Origin of the sequence: Bacillus rhizoplanae (assembly GCF_917563915.1) — a bacterium.
Taxonomy (GTDB): domain Bacteria; phylum Bacillota; class Bacilli; order Bacillales; family Bacillaceae_G; genus Bacillus_A; species Bacillus_A rhizoplanae.
On sequence record NZ_CAKJTI010000001.1, the window covers coordinates 359333 to 378944 of the forward strand.

The following is a 19612-nucleotide window of genomic DNA, read 5'->3' on the forward strand; positions in this document are numbered from 1 at the left end:
TTCCATGAATGGGGATTGCCTGTTCATGTGAGATAAAGAAGCCGGTTAGAAACACTTCTAGCCGGTTTCTTTATTAAATAAAAATGACAACGCTTACTAGCGTTGTGTTTCGATGAGAATACGAATGGTTATATATTTTTTTATTTCAACGTTCGATTTTTTTGTTGGATTGTATTGACAGTAATCATATCAAGTGGTACGATTACTTCGAAATCAAAATAAACCTCATATAATCTTGGAAATAAGGTCCATAAGTTTCTACCTAGCAACCATAAATTAGCTAGACTATGAGGAAAAAGTGTAAATACAAGGTGTATCATAACTTTGTCCCTAACTTTTTCAGCATATGAGAAATGTAGGGGTACAAAGTTTTTTTTATAGTTTAAAGAAAGAAAATTTAACCTAAAAAAATTATTAGCATTTATTCGACGAATTGCAATTTTCTTATTTTTATCCAGGGGCATCCATGGTATATTAATTGTGGAAAAAAGAGAAAAGAGGTCTTACATCAGAGGTCGAATAAGTGAAGTGTGAGGGGAGTCTTATGTCAGTAAAGTCAGATAGTCGACATTTGTATTTACGAGTGATTGACCACATTAAAGAAAAGATTAAAAACGGGGTGTATAAAGAGAAACAAAAGCTACCATCCGAATTTGATCTAGCAAAAGAGTTAGGCGTCAGTAGAGCGACATTGCGAGAAGCACTTCGAATCTTAGAAGAAGAAAACGTTGTTATTCGCAGACACGGTGTAGGGACGTTTGTAAATGCAAAACCTTTGTTTTCTTCAGGAATTGAACAATTATCTAGTATTACAGATATGATTGCTAGTGCAGGGAAAACGCCAGGTACAGTGTTTTTATCATCATCAATAGGCAATTTAACAGAAGAAGAAAAAGAGAAGTTTCATAGTGAAGATGATTTTGAAACACTTATGATTGAACGCGTTCGTACAGCAGACGGGGAACCTGTTGTATATTGTGTTGATAAGTTACCAAAAGAAGTTCTTCCTGATTTGTCAGAATACAAAGAAGAATCATTACTTACTGTCATTCATAAAAACACAAATAAACGCATTACGTATGCTGTTGCTCATATTGAACCGCTCGGTTATCATCCGAAGATATCACCGATTCTAGAGTGTGAGCCAGAAACAGCACTACTTGTATTAAAGCAAATGCATTATGATCAAAATGATGAACCAATTTTATATTCTATTAACTATTTTCGAGCAGATAAATTTAGCTTTCACGTGTTAAGAAAACGGATGTAAAATGTTCCCTTTTTAGGGGGGTGACAGCAAGAAAACGGGGACATGGTCATATAGGTAGAATGATACATATTTTAGGAGGGGTTTCTAGTATGAAGAAAAAAGCGGGGATATTATTATCATTAACGTTAGCGGCAAGCACGATTTTAGGAGCTTGCGGTAACACTAATAAGGAAAGTGACAAAAAAGAGGGAAAAGAAAATAATAACTTTAAGGTTGGTATGGTTACAGACGTTGGTGGAGTAGATGATAAATCATTTAACCAATCTGCTTGGGAAGGTTTAACTGCATTTGGTAAAGAGAATAAGTTTAAAGAAAACGAGGGATATCGTTACCTTCAATCTACTAAGGAAGCAGACTATATTCCTAACTTAACAAAATTCGCAGAAACAAATTATAATTTGACATTCGGAATTGGATTCTTAATGCAAAAATCGATTGAAAAAGTAGCGGATCAATTCCCAAAAAGTCAATTCGCACTTGTAGATGCTGTAGTAAATAAACCGAACGTAACAAGTATTACATTTAAAGACCATGAAGGTTCTTTCCTTGTTGGTGTAGTGGCAGCAATGACAACGAAGTCAAATAAAGTTGGCTTTATCGGCGGTGTAAAGAGTCCATTAATTGAAAAATTTGAATCTGGTTTTAAAGCTGGGGTAAAAGCAGTAAATCCGAACATTGAAATTGTATCTCAATATGCTGAAGCATTTGATAAGCCAGAAAAAGGTTCTGTATTAGCTTCTGCTATGTATGGCCAAGGCGTTGACGTAATTTATCATGCATCTGGTGCAACGGGTAACGGTGTGTTTACAGAAGCGAAAAACCGTAAGAAAAAAGGTGAAAATGTTTGGGTAATCGGTGTTGACCGTGATCAAACCCAAGAAGGTATGCCAGAGAATGTAACATTAACTTCAATGGTAAAACGTGTTGATGTTGCAGTGGAAAAAGTTTCACAAGAAGCAAAAGATGGTAAATTACAAGGCGGTAAAACAGAAGAGTTTGGTTTAAAAGATGATGGTGTTGGGATTGCAAAAACAACTGATAACGTGAAAAAAGTAAATCCAGAGATTTTAACAAAAGTAGAAGATTATAAAAAGAAAATCATAAACGGTGAAATTAAAGTGCCATCTACTCCAGATGAGTACAAAACATATGAGGCTTCTCTTAAAAAATAATGTTAGAGAAATAGCAAAGGTTAGTTCTTAGAACTAACCTTTGTATATATAAAGAACTTTGTCCTGTCAAGGAGGAATAACATGGAATACGTAATTGAGATGAACAATATTACAAAAGTATTCCCGGGGATTGTAGCGAATGATAATATTACGCTGCAAGTGAAACAGGGAGAAATTCATGCTTTACTTGGAGAAAACGGTGCTGGAAAATCGACACTTATGAATGTTTTGTTTGGATTGTATCAACCAGAACAAGGAGAAATTAAAATTAAAGGGCAGCCTGTGAAAATTACGAATCCGAATGTAGCGAATGATCTTGGAATTGGTATGGTACATCAGCACTTTATGCTTGTTCATAATTTTACAGTCACGGAAAATATTATTCTAGGAAATGAACCGAAGAAAAACGGTAAAATTGCTATTGATGAAGCAGCGGGAAAAATTAAAAAATTATCTGAGCAATACGGACTAGCGGTAGACCCATATGCGAAAATAGAAGATATTTCTGTTGGAACGCAACAACGTGTAGAAATTTTGAAAACGCTCTATCGCGGGGCGGAGATTTTAATTTTTGATGAACCTACAGCTGTATTAACACCGCAGGAGATTCAAGAGCTTATTCATATTATGAAAAAGCTTGTACAAGAAGGGAAATCTATTATTCTTATTACACATAAGTTGAAAGAAATTATGGAAGTATGTAATCGTTGTACAATTATTCGTAAAGGAAAAGGAATTGGTACGGTAGACGTTGCAAATACAGATGAAAACAAGCTTGCAGAATTAATGGTCGGACGTCAAGTGAATTTTAAAACTGAAAAGTCAGACGCCAAACCATGTGAAAATGTACTTGCGATTTCTAATCTTGTTGTGCACGATGCACGTCAGTTACCTACCGTAAAAGGACTTGACTTAACTGTTCGTGGAGGAGAGATTGTTGGTATTGCAGGAATCGATGGAAATGGACAAAGTGAATTAATAGAAGCGATTACTGGTTTACGAAAAGTTGAGTCAGGCTCTATTACGTTAAGAGAGAAGGACGTGACGAATTGGCCAGTTAGACGCATTACAGAAGAAGGCGTTGGGCATATTCCAGAAGATCGTCATAAACATGGGCTCGTTCTTGATTTTTCTATTGGAGATAATATGGTACTTCAAACATATTATAAAAATCCGTATTCTAAAAAAGGTATTTTGAATTTTTCGAAAGTATATGAAAAAGCAAAGTCGTTAATTCAACAGTTTGATGTTCGTACACCGAGTGAGCATACACCGGCGCGGGCGTTATCTGGGGGAAACCAGCAAAAGGCAATTATTGCTCGTGAAGTGGACCGTGATCCGGATTTATTGATTGCTGCACAGCCAACACGTGGTTTAGATGTCGGGGCAATTGAATTTATTCATAAAAAGCTAATTGAACAGCGTGATAAAGGAAAAGCAGTTCTACTACTTTCGCTAGAGCTTGAGGAAATTTTAAATGTAAGTGACCGTATCGCTGTTATTTATGAAGGGAAAATTGTGGACATTGTGAATGCAAAAGAAACAAATGAACAACAACTAGGTCTATTAATGGCTGGGGGAAAGAAGAAAGAGAAGGTGAATACAAATGGCTAAAAAGTTTTTAACGGAGCGAACAATTAATATGGTAGTACCTGTATTATCCGTTATTTTTGGTTTACTTGTTGGAGCCATTGTTATGATTACGAGCGGATACGATCCAATCGCCGGCTATGCTGCATTATGGGATGGAATGGTTGGAAATCCACGTGCGGTAGGGGAAACACTTCGAACGATGATTCCACTTGCTCTTGCTGGTTTATCGGTAGCATTTGCGTTCCGTACAGGTTTGTTTAATATCGGGGTAGAAGGACAATTATTAGTTGGGTGGCTCGCTGCTGTTTGGTTCGGTTATGCTGTTTCTCTACCAGCCTTTCTCCATATTCCATTATCGATATTAGTTGCAGCCCTTGCTGGCGGACTATGGGGATTTATTCCTGGATATTTAAAAGGGAAATTCAAGGTAAACGAAGTTATCGTTACAATTATGATGAACTATATCGCGCTTTACGTAACTTATGATATTATTAAACGTTTTTTACATGAAGGAAATGAAAAATCGTATGATATACAAGCGAGTGCGTCTCTAGCTTCTTCTTGGTTATCATCTTTAACAGGAGGTTCTCGCCTGCACTGGGGAATTATTGTAGTAATTATTATGGCGATTATTATGTGGTTTTTATTAGAACGAACAACATTAGGTTACGAGCTCAAATCAGTTGGATTTAATCAACATGCCTCCAAATATGCAGGGATGAAAGTGTCGCGTAATATTATATTGTCAATGACAATTGCTGGTGCGTTTGCTGGAATTGGCGGTGCGATGGAAGGGCTTGGAACGTTCCAAAGTATGACAGCGATGTCTTCTTTTACAGGAATAGGATTTGATGGTATTGCTGTTGCTCTTCTTGGTGCAAATAATGCATTTGGTATTTTATTAGCAGCACTTTTATTTGGCGGTCTGAAAAGTGCAGGACCGCAAATGAACTTTGAAGCGAATGTTCCATCTGAACTAATTAATGTTATTGTTGCTTGTATTATTTTCTTTGTAGCATGCAGCTACGTTTTACGATGGGCACTTTCTCGTTTTAGCAAGGAGGGGAAATAAATGAGTTTCCTAGATATTGTAGCCATTCTTGTCACGGGTACGTTATATACAGCAGCACCGCTTATTTTTACAGCACTTGGAGGCGTGTTTAGTGAACGTTCTGGTGTTGTTAACATTGCATTAGAAGGTTTAATGTTGTTTGGTGCGTTTATTGGAGTTGTTACAACTTTATTAATGGGGGATACATGGGGAGCGATGACGCCGTGGATTGCGCTTATTTTTGCGGCGATTGGCGGGGGGTTATTTGCACTTCTTCATGCGGTTGCATCAATTACATTCCGCGCTGATCAAGTTGTCAGCGGAGTAGCGATTAACTTTTTAGCGTTAGGATTAACAGTGTTTGCGATTAAAAAGATTTTTGGAAAAGGTCAAACTGATTTTATCCAATATCGTATTGAAAAAATTGATATCCCTGGTCTTTCTGATATTCCTGTTATTGGAAAAGTGTTTTTCTCTGATGTACCATTAACCTCTTATATTGCAATCATTTTAGCATTTGTAGTTTGGTATGTGATTTATAAAACACCATTTGGCTTACGATTACGTGCTGTTGGAGAACATCCGATGGCAGCTGATACAATGGGTATTAATGTTTATAAAATGCGCTATATTGCTGTTTGTTTATCAGGCATGTTTGCAGGTGTCGGCGGTGCTGTATTTTCAACATCTATTTCAAATAACTTTTCTGGCGCTACAATTACAGGCCAAGGGTTTTTAGCGTTAGCAGCAATGATTTTTGGGAAATGGCATCCAATTGGGGCTCTAGGTGCAGCGTTATTTTTTGGATTTGCACAGTCACTAGGCGTTGCAGGTGGTACAATTCCTGTTTTAAATCAAATTCCAAGTGTCTTTTTAACGATATTACCATATGTATTAACAATTTTTGCACTTGTCGGTTTTGTTGGGCGTTCCGAAGCTCCGAAAGCGCTTGGAACACCATATGAAAAAGGAAAACGCTAAAAGCTAAAAAGCTCGCACATTAGTGCGGGTTTTTTTACATACAATAACGTTAATACATGAGAAAAGTTGCAATTTCTTTTGTGAAAACTGTATATTGAAGAAGAAAATTCCTTTTTAGAGGAGGTTTACCAATGGAGCTTATAAAACAAGAAACACATGAATTAGGTGGATTACGCCTACATATTATTCCAACAGAAAAATATAAAACGAATACATTTGTATTGCGCTTGAAGGCACCGTTATGTGAAGAAACAGTAACAGAACGGGGATTACTTCCTTATGTATTACAAAGTGCTACAGAAACACACCCATCTGTTATTCGTATTCGTCAATATTTAGAGGAGTTATATGGCTCTTCATTAGCTGTAGACGTAAGTAAAAAAGGTGAAGATCATATTATTTCTATTTATATAGATGTTGCTAATGAAACGTATTTACAAGAAGCGCCTCCGCTCTTTGAAAAAGCGCTTGCTATGCTTGCTGATATTTTACTAAGACCAGCAACAGAAGGTAATGGTTTTTTACAAACGGTTGTGGAAAGTGAGAAACGTGCGCTTGTGCAGCGTATTGAATCTACGTTTGATGATAAAATGCGTTATGCTAATGAACGCCTCATCGAAGAAATGTGTAAAGTAGAGCCATATCGCTTAAGTGCAAATGGTCAAAAAGAGCGTGTTTCTGCTATTACAAGCGAAACGCTGTATCAATACTATAAAAAAGTCTTAGAAGAAGATGAAATGGATTTATATATTATAGGTGATATTGAAGCGGGGGCTCTTGACCTTGTGAAACAATATTTTTCTGTTTCTAAACGTGAGGTGAAAGAAAGTAATATAATGTTGCATAAGAAAAATGAAGAAGAGCAAGAAGTTGTAGAAAAACAAGAATTAAAACAAAGTAAATTAAATATTGGATACCGCACATATATTACGTATCGTGACGAAGACTATTTTGCTTTGCAGTTATTTAATGGTTTGTTTGGTGGCTTTTCACATTCAAAATTATTTGTTAATGTACGTGAGAAAAACAGTTTGGCATATTATGCTGCTTCTCGTTATGAAAGTCATAAAGGACTTCTGTTCGTGATGTCTGGAATTGAGGGCAAAAATTATGAAAAAGCTGTTACGATTATTAAAGAACAAATGACAGCGATGCAAAATGGTGATTTTACTGATGAGGAAATCGTACAAACAAAAAGTGTAATTAAAAATCAAATCTTAGAAACAATTGATACGCCGCGCGGCCTTGTAGAACTTCTGTATCATGAAATAATTGCAAATTATAATCGCCCTGTAGGCGAATGGTTAACAGGGATTGAACGGGTAACGAAAGATGCAATCGTGAAAGTGGCTAATGATATCCAGCTAGATACAATTTACTTCTTACACGGGACGGAGGGTGTTTAAGATGGAAAGAATCGTGTACGAACAATTAAAAGAAACGCTATATTACGAGAAATTTTCGAATGGTTTAGAAGTATATATTCTTCCGAAGCAAGGCTTTAATAAAACGTATGCAACATTTACGACAAAGTATGGTTCGATTGATAATGCGTTTGTGCCGCTTGAAAAAGGTGAGATGCTCCGTGTACCGGATGGGATTGCACACTTTTTAGAGCATAAATTATTTGAAAAAGAGGATCATGATGCGTTTCAATTATTTAGTAAACAAGGAGCTTCTTCAAATGCATTTACATCTTTTACAAGAACTGCATATTTATTTTCTTGCACATCAAACGTTGAAACAAACTTAGAAACATTGTTGGATTTCGTGCAAGAGCCGTACTTTTCTGAACAAACGGTTGAGAAAGAGAAGGGAATTATCGGTCAAGAAATTCAAATGTACCAAGATAATGCTGATTGGCGTTTATATTTTGGATTAATTGACAGCTTATATAGGAAACATCCTGTAAAGATTGATATCGCTGGAACAATTGATTCTATTAGCAAAATTACGAAAGATTTACTGTATGAATGCTATCACACATTTTATCACCCAAGCAATATGTTATTATTTATTGTTGGCTCTATTGACCCAGAGAAGACAATGAATTTAGTACGTGAAAATCAAGCGAAGAAAAATTATACCGCTCAATCTGAAATTGTTCGGTCTTTTGATGAAGAACCAGAACAAGTAAACGAGAAAAAAATGGTTATTACAATGCCAGTACAAACACCAAAATGTTTAGTTGGTGTGAAAACACAGGACTTAAAGAAAGAAGGAAAAGACCTGCTAAAACAAGAAATTGCCTTAACCCTTCTGTTAGATTATTTATTTGGAAAAGGTTCTACTCATTATGAGGCATTATATAATGAAGGTTTAATTGATGATACGTTTTCGTACGATTATACAGAAGAAAGCAGTTTCGGTTTTGCAATGATTGGCGGAGATACGAAACAACCGGATAAGCTAGCGAAGCAAATAACTGATATTTTATTGCAAACAAATTATGATGAGTTATGCGGTGAAACATTAGAGCGTGTGAAAAAGAAGAAAATAGGTGGTTTTTTACGTTCGTTAAATTCATCAGAATATATTGCGAATCAATTCACACGATATGCATTTAACGGTTCTAGTTTGTTTGATGCATTATCCGTTTTGGAAAGTTTATCAATTGAAGATTTACAAACAGTCGCGAAGAGCTTTTTAAAAGAAGAAAGAGTAAGTGTTTGTCAAGTTCTTCCAAAGAAATAATGTAGTAGAGAGAGGAAGAGGATGAAGAAATACGCATTAGTTACCGGGGGAAGTGGAGGAATCGGTTCTGCCGTTGTAAGACGGCTAGTGAAAGATGGGTATACGGTATATGTCCATTATAACCGAAGTGAAAAGAAAGTTTTGGAGTTACAGCTTGAACTAGAAGGTATTATTCCAGTTCAAGCTAATTTATCAGAAGCGGATAGTGCTGAGCGTCTATGGTCTCAAATTCATCATCCAATTGATACTGTAGTATATACAGCTGGAAAAAGTATCTTTGGATTAACGACAGACATTACAGATGAACAATTAAATGAGATGGTGGAGCTGCAAGTAAAAAATGTATATAAACTTGTTTCATCTGCACTGCCCTCAATGATTCGAAATCGACATGGAAATATTGTCATTATCTCCTCCATATGGGGACAAATAGGTGCTTCATGTGAAGTGTTATATTCTATGGTAAAAGGAGCGCAAAATTCGTACGTAAAAGCTTTGGCAAAAGAAGTTGCATTAAGCGGTGTACGAGTGAATGCTGTTGCTCCCGGCGCAATTGAAACAGAGATGCTACGTGTATTTTCACATGAAGAAAAGCAAGATATTGCAGAAGAAATTCCACTTGGACGATTAGGAATGGCAGAGGAAGTTGCAAATACAGTGGCATTTATAGTTTCTCCTCAAGCATCTTATATAACAGGTCAAATCATTGGGGTTAATGGGGGCTGGCATTGTTAACCGCTTAAAGTAAGGAGCATTGTATTTTGTTTTCTGTTCATACATAAAAAAGGACATAATAGCAAATAGTAAACATGACTCCATTACTTTATAGTGAGGTGCTTAACAATGTCAGTGTTAGAAAACTTTGAACAATGGAAAGGCTTTTTAGGAGAGCGTTTAGAGCAAGCGCAAGGAAAAGGGCTAGATGGCGGTGCGATTTCTGATATGGCTTATCGCATTGGTGATTATTTAGCAAATGAAGTAGAAGCGCGTAATGATCAAGAAAAATTATTGGCAGAGCTTTGGAAAGTTGCAGATGAACAAGAGCAACACATAATCGCAAACTTAATGGTGAAAATGGTCAACCATAAGTAAGAAAAAGGGAGGAGGAATCCTCCCTTTTTTGTCGATTTTGAAAATCTCTAGATTAAATTAAGTTCTATTATACATTTCGCTTTCCTATTAGGGGAAAATCATATAATATAGTACGTAGGTGTAAAGTAAGCAAGGGGAGTGTCATCAAATGATTGAATGGTATTTTGAGTATGAAATACATAAAAACCGACCTGGCTTGCTTGGCGACGTTTCTTCGTTGATCGGTATGCTTGGTATTAATATCATAACAATTAATGGGGTAGATAATGCTCGGCGTGGACTATTGTTAATGTGCGATAATCAAGAACAAATTTCTAGACTTGAATCAATTCTAAATACGATGGATAATATAACCGTAACGAAATATCGTGCACCGAAGCTTCGTGATCGGTTAGCAGTTCGACATGGAAGGTACATACAGCGGGATGCGGATGATAAGAAAACATTTCGTTTCGTTCGTAATGAATTAGGCTTGCTTGTGGATTTTATGGCGGAACTCATGAAAAAAGAAGGTCATAAATTAATTGGAATTCGCGGAATGCCGCGCGTCGGAAAAACAGAATCTATCGTTGCTGCGAGTGTTTGTGCAAACAAACGGTGGCTTTTTGTATCGTCGACTCTTATTAAACAAACGGTGCGTAGTCAATTAATTGAAGATGAATATAATGATAATAATATCTTTATTTTAGATGGAATTGTTTCAACGAAGCGCGCAAATGAACGACACTGGCAGCTTGTTCGCGAAATTATGAGATTGCCAGCGACAAAGGTTGTAGAGCATCCAGATATATTTGTGAGTCAGTCAGAATATACACTTGATGATTTTGATTACATTATTGAATTGCGAAATGATTACGATGAAGAAATTCAATACAATCTAGTAGATGAAATTGAACAAGGAAATCATAATAATTTTTCTATGTTCGACTTTTAAAGAAATATTGAGGTGTTAGCATTGACGGAATTAGGACAAAAGCTGAAAGTAGCACGAGAAATGAAAGGTTTTTCCATCGATCAGCTGCAAGAGGTTACGAAAATTCAAAAACGCTATTTGATTAGTATCGAAGAAGGGAATTACAGCATATTGCCTGGGGATTTTTATGCACGTGCCTTTATAAAGCAATATGCAGAAGCGGTTGGTCTTAATGGAGAGGCAGTATTAGAAGAGTATAAACATGAGATACCGCAGTCAGTTTCTCAAGATGTTCCGCAAATTTCAACAGGACAAAAAACGCAGGAAACTGTACAAAGAGCAACTTCATCACCGATTGCAGATCATATGCCTAAAATTTTAATTACAGTGCTTATTATTGCGATTGGTGTTGCAATTTGGTTTGTTTTTCAATTTTTGCTAGGGAAAGATGGCGGCCAAGTAAAGCAAACAGAAAGTGCACAAACAGAAGTAGAGAAAGCGAAAAATTCGCCTCTTGATCAAAAGAAAGAAGATAAAAAAGAAGATAAAAAAGAAGAAGCACCTCAACAACCACAGTCACAACCAACTGCATCTCAAGAAGATGTTAAATTTGTTGAGACAAAAAAGAACGTATCTACATTGGAAATTCGGAATAACAAAGAGTTCAAATTAGAAGTTATTGCAAAAGGTACAAGTTATGTAGATATTAAAGACGAAAATAATAATGTACTCTATACGGGTACTTTAACAGAAGGGCAAACACAACAACAGGATTTAGGGTCAAAAAATGTTGTGCGGTTAAACATTGGTAGTGCGCCAAATGTTGAAATTAAAATTAATGGGCAAACTGTTGCTTTCCCAGTTAATCCAGAAGAAATGTATCATCAAATTTGGGTGATTAAAAACTTAGGAGAACAACCTGCGCAATAATAGTCATCGTTCCGATGACTTTTTTCAATGCACAAACCGTTTTTGACATGATGGAGGAATAGCTGTGAATTTACCAAATAAAATTACTGTATCAAGAATTTGTTTAATTCCTATATTTTTAATTATTATGCTTGTTCCATTTGATTGGGGGGCATACACAATTGGAAATGTAGAATTACCGATTCAGCACTTAGCTGGAGCTATCGTTTTTATTATTGCTTCTGCTACAGATTGGATTGATGGCCATTATGCAAGAAAACATAATCAAGTAACAAATCTAGGGAAATTTTTAGATCCTTTGGCGGATAAATTATTGGTATCTGCAGCATTAATTACGCTTGTAGATTTACATTTTGTATCAACTTGGATAGCTGTTGTTATTATTAGCCGAGAATTTGCTGTGACAGGCTTGCGTCTCGTATTAGCTGGTACAGGGGAAGTAGCGGCTGCAAAGATGCCTGGGAAAATTAAAATGTGGATGCAAGTTATTGCAATTTCTGCGTACTTATTGCATGACGTTCCATTCAATTTAATTCATATTCCAATCGCGGAAATTTCAATATGGATTGCACTTATTTTTACGGTTATTTCAGGATGGGATTATTTCTGGAAAAATAGAGAGGTTTTTGTCAATTCGAAATAACGGCTTACGGGGGAATGGAAGATGAATGCAGAGATTATCGCGGTTGGTACAGAGTTATTGCTTGGACAAATTGCGAACACGAATGCCAAATTTTTATCAGAAAAGCTGGCATCTATCGGAATCGATGTATACTATCACACTGTTGTAGGAGATAACAATAATCGCTTGCGTCAAGCGATTGAAATTGCTCAAAAACGTGCAGATATATTGATTTTTACGGGTGGATTAGGACCGACAAAAGATGATTTAACGAAAGAAACAATTGCTTCTTCTTTGCAGGAAGAGCTTGTATATGATGAAATAGCGCTCGCTTCAATCGCTGACTATTATAAACGAACAGGAAGAGAGTTTACGGAAAATAATAAAAAACAAGCTCTTGTTTTAAAGGGTTCAACTGTGTTCGCCAATGATCATGGTATGGCTCCAGGGATGGGGGTATGTAAAGATAACAAGGTGTATATTTTACTTCCGGGACCACCTAAGGAAATGAATCCAATGTATGCAAGTTATGGAGAGACTTGGCTACTCCCTTTTACATCGGGTGAGAATCTATATTCTCGTACTCTTCGATTCTTTGGAATTGGAGAATCACAATTAGAGACAATGATTCAAGACTTAATAGATGCTCAAACGAACCCAACGATTGCTCCTCTTGCTTCTGAAGGAGAAGTAACGCTTCGTCTGACTGCAAAGCACCATGATGCAAAAGAGGCTGAAACGCTAATAAATGATATAGAAGAATTGATTTTACAAAGAGTAGGACAATTTTTTTACGGATATAATCAAGATCTTCTTCATAACAAAGTAATAGCCTTGTTAAAACAAAAATGTTTGATGATTGCATGTGCTGAAAGTTTAACAGGCGGATTATTTGGTGATCGTATTACCGAAGTTGCTGGTGTGTCTTCTGTGTTTACAGGCGGCATAATTTGTTATAGCAACGATGTAAAGCAACATATTTTACATGTTCCAAAAGAGATTTTACAAACGGATGGAGCCGTTAGTGAAGCCTGTGCTCGCTATCTTGCAGAAAATGTGAAAAAACTTATGCAAGCCAATATCGGAATTAGTTTTACTGGAGTAGCTGGGCCAGATGCTTCCGAGGAGAAAGAGCCAGGGACAGTATTTATTGGATTAGCAATAGATGAACAGCCGACGATTGTTATTCCGCTTGCATTAAGTGGAAGTCGGCAGCAAATTCGTGAACGAACTGTCAAATATGGATTTTATCATCTGTATAAGAAGCTAGAAGAGATTTAAATCTCTTCTAGCTTCTATTATTTTATCCCGCATTCACGGGAAGTAAGACCCCACCTCAAGATTCAGAGAAAGCGAAGAAGATAGTTGTGGAATAACTGTCCGTAAAAGCCCGATTGGGCAGGCTTTCCATCAGTGGGAGATGAAGAAAAACTCCACTGATGGAAGTTTCACATTATATAGAAAAATAAAGGTTTTGATCTACTGGAAAATAAAAAAACGAATAAACGTTCGATTTTTGTTGGCATAATGGAAAGAAACTATTATAATAAGATTAGCATTTAAGTTAAGGAGGAATTTTTGAATGAGTGATCGTCAAGCGGCTTTAGATATGGCGTTAAAACAAATAGAAAAACAATTCGGTAAAGGCTCTATTATGAAACTAGGAGAGCAAGCGGAACGAAAGATTTCTACTATATCAAGTGGTTCGTTAGCACTTGATGTTGCCCTTGGAGTTGGTGGTTATCCACGTGGCCGTGTTATTGAAATTTACGGACCTGAAAGTTCAGGTAAAACAACGGTTTCCTTACATGCGATTGCAGAAGTACAACGTCAAGGCGGACAAGCGGCGTTTATTGATGCAGAACATGCAATGGATCCTGTATATGCCCAAAAATTAGGTGTTAACATTGATGAATTACTATTATCTCAGCCAGACACAGGAGAACAAGGATTAGAAATTGCAGAGGCATTAGTACGAAGCGGTGCAATTGATATTATTGTTATTGACTCTGTAGCAGCACTTGTTCCAAAAGCAGAGATTGAAGGAGAAATGGGTGACTCTCACGTCGGTTTACAAGCACGTTTAATGTCACAAGCTCTTCGTAAATTATCTGGTGCAATTAATAAGTCAAAAACAATCGCAATCTTTATTAACCAAATTCGTGAAAAAGTTGGGGTTATGTTTGGAAATCCAGAAACAACTCCAGGTGGTCGTGCGTTGAAATTCTATTCAACAGTGCGTTTAGAAGTGCGTCGTGCTGAGCAGTTAAAGCAAGGTAACGATATTGTTGGTAATAAAACAAAAGTGAAAGTAGTAAAAAATAAAGTAGCACCTCCTTTCCGCGTTGCAGAAGTTGATATTATGTACGGAGAAGGGATTTCAAGAGAAGGCGAAATTTTAGATATGGCTTCTGAACTTGATATCGTTCAAAAGAGCGGAGCTTGGTATTCTTATAATGAAGAACGCTTAGGACAAGGGCGTGAAAATGCGAAGCAATTCCTAAAAGAAAATCCAGAAGTTACAGATGAAATTGCATTCTTTATTCGTGAGCATCATGGCATTGGTGAAGAAGCGGTATCTGGAAGTGGAGAAGATATGAATCTTCTTGATGATTAAAAGACACGGTTTCGTGTCTTTTATTTTTCATCAGAGGTAAAGAAAGTAAAAGTAGACAACGCTTGACAATGAAAATAGCGGTAGATACAATAATAATGTATATTTTTTCTTATATTATATACGATACACTCTTCTCAAGAAGAGAAGTAACATTCGGATAGGACTGATACTTTCCGAAATAAGCATATGTCTATTTTAATTGTGAAATGAAGAAAGTCCCTTGAAAAGGCGGGACGACAGTCATTGCTGTACGTTGCAAGCGCAAACAATGTACATCCATGCAGTCTTTTTTCATTCATAGCAAGAGGAGGTGAAATTATGAGTAATGTAGTTTGGCTACTCATCTCCATTTTGCTGGCCATCGTCAGTGCAGTTGTTGGATTTTTTGTTCGAAAGTCCATTGCAGAAGCGAAGATTAACGGTGCGGCCAATGAAGCGAAGCGTATTGTAGAAGATGCAAATCGTCAAGCAGAAGCACTGAAAAAAGAAGCGCTGTTAGAAGCAAAGGATGAAATTCATACACTTCGTACAGAAGCGGAATTAGAAATTCGTGACCGAAGAAACGAGTTACAAAAACAAGAAAATCGTTTAATGCAAAAAGAAGAGAACCTTGATCGAAAAGACGAATCGCTTGAGAAAAGTCAGCAATTGTTAGAGAAGAAAGAGGAATCTCTTGTAGTAAGACAACAGCAGATTGAAGATTTGGAAAGCAAAGTGGGAGAGTTAGTACAAAAACAGCAAGATGAATTAGAGCGTATTTCTAGCCTAACGCGTGAGCAAGCAAGAGCCATTATCCTAGAAAAAGTTGAAAATGAAATTTCGCATGAAATCGCTGTTATGGTAAAAGAAACTGAAATACGTGCAAAAGAAGAAGCAGATAAGAAAGCGAAAGAGATTTTATCTTTAGCTATGCAAAGATGTGCTGCTGATCACGTTGCTGAAACTACGGTTTCAGTTGTAAATCTTCCAAATGACGAGATGAAGGGACGTATTATCGGACGTGAAGGTCGTAATATTCGTACACTAGAAACGTTAACAGGTATTGATTTAATCATCGATGATACACCAGAAGCAGTAATTTTATCAGGCTTTGACCCAATTCGTCGTGAAACTGCTCGTATTGCTCTTGATAAACTTGTACAAGACGGACGTATTCACCCAGCACGTATTGAAGAAATGGTTGAAAAATCAAGACGTGAAGTGGATGAGTATATTCGTGAAGTTGGAGAACAAACGACTTTTGAAGTAGGAGTACACGGGTTACATCCAGATTTAATTAAGATTTTAGGTCGTTTGAAATTTAGAACAAGCTACGGTCAAAATGTTTTAAAGCACTCTATGGAAGTTGCTTATTTAGCTGGGCTAATGGCAGCTGAACTTGGTGAAGACGAAAAACTTGCTCGTCGTGCTGGCTTATTACATGACATCGGAAAAGCAATCGACCATGAGGTTGAAGGCAGCCACGTTGAAATTGGTGTCGAGCTGGCGACAAAATATAAAGAGCATCCTGTTGTTATCAATAGTATTGCATCTCACCATGGCGATACGGAACCGACTTCTATCATCGCAGTTCTTGTGGCAGCGGCAGATGCACTGTCAGCAGCAAGGCCTGGAGCACGAAGTGAGACGCTGGAAAATTATATTCGTCGTCTTGAAAAGCTTGAAGAGATTTCTGAGTCTTATGAAGGTGTTGAGAAATCCTATGCAATTCAAGCTGGACGTGAAGTTCGTATCTTAGTGAAACCAGATACAATTGATGATTTAGAGGCTCATCGTTTAGCGCGTGATATTCGAAAACGTATTGAAAGTGAACTTGATTATCCAGGTCATATTAAAGTTACTGTTATTCGTGAAACACGTGCAGTTGAATACGCAAAATAAAGTGGTGGTGTTACACCACTTTATTTTTTTGTGCCGGGAATGGACACAATATAGAAAAGCATGTAGAATCGGAAACGATTCATGAAATAGAATAATGTAAGTAAATTCGTATTTTTCATAAGTAGAGATTGCTACTTATAAAACTAAACTACGAGAAAAGTATAGATGGAAAGGGTAAACACAATGAGAATTTTATTTGTTGGGGATGTAGTAGGCTCGCCAGGAAGAAGTATGATTCAAGATTACGTGCCTGCATTAAAGAAAAAATATACACCTACAGTTACGATTATTAATGGAGAAAATGCTGCAGGTGGACGTGGAATTACAGAGAAAATTTATCGTAACTTCTTAGAGTGCGGTGCACAGGCAGTTACACTTGGAAACCATGCATGGGATAACCGCGAAATTTTTGAATTTATCGATGATGCAAAGTACCTTGCAAGACCAGCAAATTTCCCGGAAGGAACACCAGGAAAAGGACTTATTTTTGTAAATTGTAATGGTATAGAAGTTGCAGTGATTAATTTACAAGGTCGCACATTCCTACCACCAATTGATTGTCCATTCCGTAAAGTGGATGAATTGATTAAGGTTGCGAAAAAGCGTACGAATATTATTTTTATTGATTTTCATGCTGAAACAACGAGTGAAAAGCAAGCGCTTGGCTGGTATGTAGATGGACGCGCTACAGCGGTTGTTGGAACGCATACGCATGTTCCAACTGCGGATAATCGTATTTTACCAAAGGGAACAGCTTATATTACGGATGTTGGTATGACAGGTCCATATGATGGGATTTTAGGGATGGATCGCGAAGCGGTATTGAAGAAGTTTTTAACGAATCTTCCAATACGATTTGAAGTAACGAATGGAAGAACACAGTTAAGTGCTGTGTTAATTGATGTGGATCCAAATACAGGAAAAGCTAAGAAAATTGATCGTATTTTAATTAATGATGACCAGCCATTTTTTGAATAAAAAACACAAAGGTTAGAAAAGAAAATATATTTCAATTTTTAGAAAAATTACAGAATTTTAGCAGGAATATGAATCATTGCTCGTGAATATAAGTTAAAAGTGAATTCAATCGCTAATACTTTTTTTAAGAAACGAGGAGGAAACGAGCAATGGAAATATTAAAAGTTAAAGCAACTTCGGTACCTAACTCTGTAGCTGGTGCACTTGCTGGAGTTATTCGTGAGCGTGGTTCAGCAGAAATGCAAGCAATCGGTGCTGGTGCATTGAATCAAGCCGTGAAGGCAGTAGCAATTGCGAGAGGATTTGTAGCGCCGAGTGGTGTGGACTTGATTTGTATCCCAGCTTTCACAGATATTATGATTGATGGTGAAGAACGCACAGCGATTAAATTAATTGTAGAACCTCGTTAAATCGGATGACCTGTTTGCATTTGCAAACAGGTCATTTTTATCCCGCATTAACGGGCAGTAAGATCCCAGCTCAAGATTCAGCGAGAAGCGAAGAAGATAGGTGGGGGATAACTGCTGGCATGCGCCTGATTGATTTAACTAATAATCAGTGGAGGATGAAAAAATCCTCACTGATTAAGTTTCACTTTATCATTTTCTGTAAGAAGAGCTTAGCTTCAAACTGAATAGTAAATGAGGCTGGTTCTAGAAGAAGGGATGAAGAACGTTGAAAATTTTTGATGCGCATTGTGATGTATTATGGCAGTTATGGATGGGAAAAGGAAAAAAATCTTTTCAAAATGATTCATCTTTACATATTACGTACGATCAGTTAAAACAAAATGGCGGTAGTGTTCAATGTTTTGCGATTTATGTGCCGGAAGAAGTGCCATATGGACAGCGATTTGCAGTTGCATTAGAGATGACAAATATATTTCATGAACAAATCTTGGCACTGCCGAATATAAAATGGATCAGGACAAAAGAAGATATTCAGCGATTAGGAAAAGATGAAATTGGAGCGCTTTTAACTTTAGAAGGATGCGATGCAATTGGAAATGAATTAGAGAAGCTGAAAACGTTGTATTATCTTGGTGTTCGTTCTGTTGGACTTACTTGGAACTATGCGAATTTAGTTGCTGACGGAGCATTAGAGTCTCGAGGCGGTGGTCTAACACTGTTTGGAAAAAAAGCAGTGGACGAGTTAAACCGTTACAAAGTATGGACAGATGTTTCACATCTGTCAGAGAAAGGATTTTGGGATGTGATAGAACTTGCAAATCATCTCATTGCTTCTCATTCGAATAGCTACGAGTTATGTCAGCATCCAAGAAACTTAACGGATGAACAAATAAAAGCATTAATCCAAAAAGATGGAATGATTGGGATAACATTTGTACCGATGTTTTTAGCTGCAAATAAGTCTGTTTGTATGGATGATATATTGCGCCATGTTGAGCATGTATGTATGCTTGGTGGAGAAAAGAATGTTGGATTTGGATCAGATTTTGATGGAATAACAGAAACAGTGGTACATGTAGAACGGTATGAACATTATGAATATGTCATAAATGAACTATTAAAACGATATAAAGAAGAACAAGTAAACAATTTTACATATCGTAATTTTATACACCACATTTCATTCTAAGTTATTCTTATACAAGAGGCTATTATAGAGGAAAATTAAATATTAGAAAATTTAAAAAATATTCAATGAAATTGTATCAAATTCTTGCATTTTTACAGTGGTAGAGCTAGAATTGTAAACGAATTAAGATTATGCAAAACATTTACTGAAATCAGAAGAGGTATAATTTGTGTCCATTGTAGTTTCTTGGCTCAAAAAGTGCTAAACTAGTACTAAACT

Annotated in this window: 18 protein-coding genes and 1 riboswitch; all 18 genes read left to right on the forward strand. The window is 36.7% G+C overall.

All coding sequences use genetic code 11. The annotated features are described in order from the left end of the window. Positions 1 to 205 precede the first annotated feature (205 nt). Positions 206 to 308: riboswitch (purine riboswitch) on the forward strand. Positions 309 to 544: 236 nt separating this feature from the next. Beyond that, positions 545 to 1270, forward strand: coding sequence for a GntR family transcriptional regulator (locus LRP84_RS01880; protein ID WP_230573512.1), 726 nt, complete (start codon positions 545 to 547; stop codon positions 1268 to 1270). 89 nt (positions 1271 to 1359) lie between these two features. After that, the gene (locus tag LRP84_RS01885; protein WP_230573513.1) at positions 1360 to 2442 is read left to right on the forward strand and encodes a BMP family lipoprotein; all 1083 of its coding nucleotides are present in this window, start codon (positions 1360 to 1362) and stop codon (positions 2440 to 2442) included. 81 nt (positions 2443 to 2523) lie between these two features. Continuing rightward, complete coding sequence (locus LRP84_RS01890; protein WP_230573514.1) at positions 2524 to 4056, forward strand: ABC transporter ATP-binding protein; 1533 nt, start codon at positions 2524 to 2526, stop codon at positions 4054 to 4056. Further along, entirely contained in the window at positions 4049 to 5107 is a 1059-nt protein-coding gene (locus LRP84_RS01895) for an ABC transporter permease (RefSeq protein WP_230573515.1), read from the forward strand. The genes LRP84_RS01890 and LRP84_RS01895 overlap by 8 nt, the downstream gene beginning before the upstream one ends. Continuing rightward, positions 5108 to 6067, forward strand: a complete 960-nt coding sequence (locus LRP84_RS01900; RefSeq protein WP_230573516.1) for an ABC transporter permease — start codon at positions 5108 to 5110, stop codon at positions 6065 to 6067. Between the two features lie 131 nt (positions 6068 to 6198). Next, on the forward strand, positions 6199 to 7473 hold the full coding sequence (gene yfmF / locus LRP84_RS01905) for an EF-P 5-aminopentanol modification-associated protein YfmF (protein ID WP_230573517.1): 1275 nt from the start codon (positions 6199 to 6201) through the stop codon (positions 7471 to 7473). Position 7474: 1 nt separating this feature from the next. Beyond that, a complete protein-coding gene (gene yfmH / locus LRP84_RS01910) occupies positions 7475 to 8761 on the forward strand; it encodes an EF-P 5-aminopentanol modification-associated protein YfmH (protein ID WP_230573518.1) in 1287 nt (428 codons plus the stop codon). A 21-nt stretch (positions 8762 to 8782) separates the two neighbouring features. Next, a complete protein-coding gene (gene ymfI, locus LRP84_RS01915; RefSeq protein ID WP_230573519.1) occupies positions 8783 to 9496 on the forward strand; it encodes an elongation factor P 5-aminopentanone reductase in 714 nt (237 codons plus the stop codon). Positions 9497 to 9604: 108 nt separating this feature from the next. Next, positions 9605 to 9853 (forward strand): DUF3243 domain-containing protein, encoded by a 249-nt coding sequence (locus tag LRP84_RS01920; protein WP_230573520.1) that lies wholly within the window; start codon positions 9605 to 9607, stop codon positions 9851 to 9853. A gap of 148 nt (positions 9854 to 10001) precedes the next feature. Continuing rightward, a complete protein-coding gene (locus LRP84_RS01925; protein ID WP_230573521.1) occupies positions 10002 to 10787 on the forward strand; it encodes a DUF3388 domain-containing protein in 786 nt (261 codons plus the stop codon). A 21-nt stretch (positions 10788 to 10808) separates the two neighbouring features. After that, positions 10809 to 11696 carry a helix-turn-helix domain-containing protein gene (locus LRP84_RS01930; RefSeq protein WP_230573522.1) on the forward strand — a complete coding sequence of 296 codons (888 nt, stop codon included), beginning with the start codon at positions 10809 to 10811 and terminating at the stop codon, positions 11694 to 11696. Between the two features lie 64 nt (positions 11697 to 11760). Beyond that, positions 11761 to 12339 (forward strand): CDP-diacylglycerol--glycerol-3-phosphate 3-phosphatidyltransferase, encoded by a 579-nt coding sequence (gene pgsA / locus LRP84_RS01935; RefSeq protein ID WP_230573523.1) that lies wholly within the window; start codon positions 11761 to 11763, stop codon positions 12337 to 12339. A 21-nt stretch (positions 12340 to 12360) separates the two neighbouring features. Further along, positions 12361 to 13599: a competence/damage-inducible protein A gene (locus LRP84_RS01940; RefSeq protein ID WP_230573524.1), complete on the forward strand. Its 1239-nt coding sequence runs from the start codon at positions 12361 to 12363 to the stop codon at positions 13597 to 13599. A 301-nt stretch (positions 13600 to 13900) separates the two neighbouring features. Then, positions 13901 to 14935: a recombinase RecA gene (gene recA / locus LRP84_RS01945; protein WP_230573525.1), complete on the forward strand. Its 1035-nt coding sequence runs from the start codon at positions 13901 to 13903 to the stop codon at positions 14933 to 14935. A 318-nt stretch (positions 14936 to 15253) separates the two neighbouring features. Next, positions 15254 to 16816, forward strand: coding sequence for a ribonuclease Y (gene rny / locus LRP84_RS01950; protein ID WP_230573526.1), 1563 nt, complete (start codon positions 15254 to 15256; stop codon positions 16814 to 16816). 183 nt (positions 16817 to 16999) lie between these two features. Further along, positions 17000 to 17794 (forward strand): 2',3'-cyclic-nucleotide 2'-phosphodiesterase, encoded by a 795-nt coding sequence (gene ymdB / locus LRP84_RS01955; RefSeq protein WP_230573527.1) that lies wholly within the window; start codon positions 17000 to 17002, stop codon positions 17792 to 17794. A 149-nt stretch (positions 17795 to 17943) separates the two neighbouring features. After that, on the forward strand, positions 17944 to 18204 hold the full coding sequence (spoVS, locus tag LRP84_RS01960) for a stage V sporulation protein SpoVS (RefSeq protein ID WP_020059065.1): 261 nt from the start codon (positions 17944 to 17946) through the stop codon (positions 18202 to 18204). A gap of 265 nt (positions 18205 to 18469) precedes the next feature. Further along, positions 18470 to 19393 carry a dipeptidase gene (locus LRP84_RS01965; RefSeq protein WP_230573528.1) on the forward strand — a complete coding sequence of 308 codons (924 nt, stop codon included), beginning with the start codon at positions 18470 to 18472 and terminating at the stop codon, positions 19391 to 19393. The last annotated feature ends 219 nt before the right edge of the window (positions 19394 to 19612 follow it).